Source organism: Bacteroides sp. D22 (assembly GCF_000163675.1).
Lineage (GTDB): Bacteria > Bacteroidota > Bacteroidia > Bacteroidales > Bacteroidaceae > Bacteroides > Bacteroides xylanisolvens.
Genome location: NZ_GG774817.1, coordinates 9039 through 12516 on the forward strand (window position 1 = coordinate 9039; position 3478 = coordinate 12516).

General features: G+C 42.2%; 3 protein-coding genes. 1 reads left to right on the forward strand and 2 read right to left on the reverse strand.

Annotation, left to right across the window (positions count from 1 at the left end; all coding sequences use genetic code 11):
* The coding region (locus tag HMPREF0106_RS26290) for a transposase (protein ID WP_157133825.1) at nucleotides 1-270 on the forward strand (270 nt) is incomplete at its 5' end.
* Here HMPREF0106_RS26290 and HMPREF0106_RS05850 read toward each other — a convergent pair.
* Nucleotides 205-2364 (reverse strand): cation:proton antiporter, encoded by a 2160-nt coding sequence (locus HMPREF0106_RS05850; RefSeq protein ID WP_009040721.1) that lies wholly within the window; start codon nucleotides 2362-2364, stop codon nucleotides 205-207. The genes HMPREF0106_RS26290 and HMPREF0106_RS05850 overlap by 66 nt on opposite strands.
* A 127-nt stretch (nucleotides 2365-2491) precedes the next feature.
* A partial coding sequence (locus tag HMPREF0106_RS05845; RefSeq protein WP_050427893.1) for an inorganic phosphate transporter occupies nucleotides 2492-3478 on the reverse strand: 987 nt, incomplete at its 5' end.

Here is a 3478-nt window from a genome sequence, read left to right on the forward strand (position 1 = left end):
CCAAACAGGAAAGACAGTTATTACACACGCAAGAAGAAACATAAGCTATTCTGCAAGCGTGCAGGAATAGAGCCGACTATCGGGCATTTGAAATCAGACTTTCGTTTAGGACGCAACTTTTATAAAGGTGTGTTCGGGGATGTTGTCAATCTGCTCTTAGCCGCAGCAGCGTACAACTTCAAAAGAGCCATGAGGGTTCTTTGGCTACTTGTTGAAAAAATCTGCGGGACACTGTTTTCTTGCAATATCCCGCAGATGAGTACTTTTTAAGGGACGACTATTTAAGAAACGGAATTCATCATCTACAGTGAAAGAGTGGAGCGTCATCTTTTTATCTACTGCGTCCGTATCTTTTGTGTTTTTTACATCTTCTATTCTATTTCTGAACTCCTGCAATTGCATATCCGTACCGACTACAGTCAGTTTATCCTGCGGATAAATAGGTTCAGAACTTTTCGGAATGTATATATTCAAATCACCACGCGTGATTGCAACCACATTCACTCCAAAATTTTGCCTGAATGAAAGTTCTCCTAAAGACTTGCCGATGTAATCGGAATAAGGCGATACTACGACAGACGTCAAATCAAGGTCCTTGTCATTGAACTCGCTATTGAAACTTGTTTTTAGCGGGTGTCGTTTTTTAGCAACCTCTTCCCGTCGGTTAAGATTGGCTAGGAATCTCGTTTCCAATCGTGAATATTGCGTGAGGTCTTCCCTAAGAATAAGAATCAATGCCACAACAGCTATGGCAATGATCACACTTATTCCCCAGTTCAGCTTGAAGTAGCTGATAACTACGCTAGTGATGAAGAAAAGAGCAACAGATACACGGCCTAGAACGAGAGAAACCAGTCGTCCGTGATTGTAATTCTTATCTCTCCATAGCTTCAGGAATAATTCGGAAGAGTTGTATTTGTTGGAGATGAGTGCCCACAAAAAAGGAGTCATAAGCAAAAGGGTACCCAGACACATCACCAGATTGATCCAGATGGTAACAGGAGCAAACATTTCACTGATGGCGGGATAAATGAATTGTATAGACAGCAGCCAGATAGCAGTGAGCAATACGCTATAAATAATAACCCTGCCAATCATGTTTTTTAGTAATTTCTTCCAATCACTATCGTGGTTCATGGTCTTCTTGCCGGAAGCATAACGATCTAATGTTTCCTGTACTTTAGTAGGCAATATTTTGTAAAGCCATTCGGCAAAAGGATTGGCCAAACGGATAAAATAAGGAGTCGTGAAAGTGGTGATAACAGATACAGCCACAATGATTGGTGAAATAAACGGATCGAGCACTTTGAGCGAAACACCCAGTCCGGCAATGATGAAAGCAAACTCTCCAATTTGTGCCAGGCTGAATCCGGATTTGATAGAAGTGTTCAGTGGCTCTCCGGATAAGAGTACGCCAAATGAAGAGAAAATGGCTTTACCGATAATGGTAACCAGAGTAATGATGATAACAGGCCAGGCATATTCTACCAATACCGCCGGATTCACCAGCATACCGACTGATACGAAAAAAATAGCTCCGAAGAGGTCTTTTACCGGTTGTATGATATGTTCGATGTGCTCGGCTTCGATGGTTTCGGCAAGAATAGATCCCATGATAAATGCACCTAACGCCGTTGAAAAGCCTGTATAGGTGGCCAATACCACCATTCCCAGACAAAGACCGATTGAAACAATCAAAAGCGTCTCATTATTCATCAGCTTCTTTGCTTTTTTAAGAAAAGCCGGAATAACGAAAATACCGATGAGAAACCACAGGATTAAAAAGAAAACGACTTTGAGAACACTAATCAATAAGTCTTCACCCACAAAGTCCTGACTTACCGCCATTGTAGAAAGAAGTACCATCATTAAAATGGCAATCAGGTCTTCCACTACCAGAGTACCGAATACGATGCCCGTGAAACGCTGGTTGCGTAACCCCAAATCATCAAAGGCCTTGATGATAATTGTGGTAGACGACATAGACAACATTCCCCCAAGAAAGATGGAATTCATTGTGCCCCATCCTAACAATTGTCCTACCAGAAAACCTATGAGCAACATACTGACGACTTCGGTGGTGGCCGTAATAAAAGCTGTGGAACCTACATTCATGAGCTTTTTAAAACTAAACTCCAGTCCAAGTGCAAAGAGCAGGAATATAACACCTATTTCCGCCCATATATTGATATTTTCGATATCTCCCACTGTGGGGAAAATATTTATATAAGGCCCCGCTAGTAATCCGGCAATGATGTAACCTAAGACTAAAGGTTGTTTCATCCATTTGAACAGCAAGGTTATTACACTGGCCGATATTAATATCAGCGCAAGGTCGGCAATCAAAGTTGGTAAATGTGACATTTAGTGATGGATTTATTCATTTTTTTCTTCCTGATAGTTAGACAGAAAAGAGCCAAGGGACATGGATGTTCAGCTCTTTTCTTTTTCGAGAGTGTCGGCAGTCAATTATTCATTATATTGTTTTCCTCTATAAAAAGAGGGAAACAATATAATAGATAGCTGCTGCCAGGAGTCCACTGACCGGAATTGTAAGAATCCAGGCAGTCATGAGACTTTTTGTTATTCCCCAGCGAACGGCAGAGAGGCGTTTAGTTGCACCTACTCCGATGATTGCACCTGTGATAGTATGTGTTGTACTAACGGGGATTTTCAGCATTTCCGTAATGTAGAGAGTGAAAGCACCGGCTGTTTCGGCAATTACTCCTTCCAATGGGGGTACTTTGGTGATTTTGGTTCCCATTGTCTTTACTATTTTCCAACCTCCGGACATGGTGCCGAGTGAGATAGCGGTGAAGCACGAAAAAGCAACCCAGTCGGGAAGGTCATTGATGCTGTTGATACCCATACCCAATCCCATAGAATGAGCGGCTATCATGGCAGCGGCAATAATACCCATTACTTTCTGTGAGTCATTCAATCCATGTCCGACGCTGAAGAGGGCGGAAGAAACGAGCTGCAACCTCTTAAACCAGACTTCAGCTGTATGAGGATGTGCACGGCGGCAGATGTAAAGCACAAACAGAGTGAAACCGAAAGCAATCACCATTCCGATAAAAGGAGCCAGAAAGATGAAAGCTGCAATTTTAAAAATGATATTAAGTTGAATTGCTTCAAACCCGTTTGCCATAATGGCAGCTCCTGCAAATCCTCCGATAAGCGTATGTGAGGATGAAGACGGGATACCTTTCCACCATGTTACCAGGTTCCAGGTGATGGCTGCTATGACTCCTGCCAATATAATAGGTAAAGTGATATATTGTTCTACCACCGTTTTGGATACTGTATTGGCAATACCGAATCCGCCTATGATGTATTTGGCAATGAAAAAAGCAACGAAATTGAAGAAAGCAGCCCATAGTACAGCTTGAAAGGGGGTAAGCACCCTGGTAGATACGATTGTAGCTATTGAGTTTGCTGCATCGTGAAAGCCGTTGATATAATCAAATATCAGAGC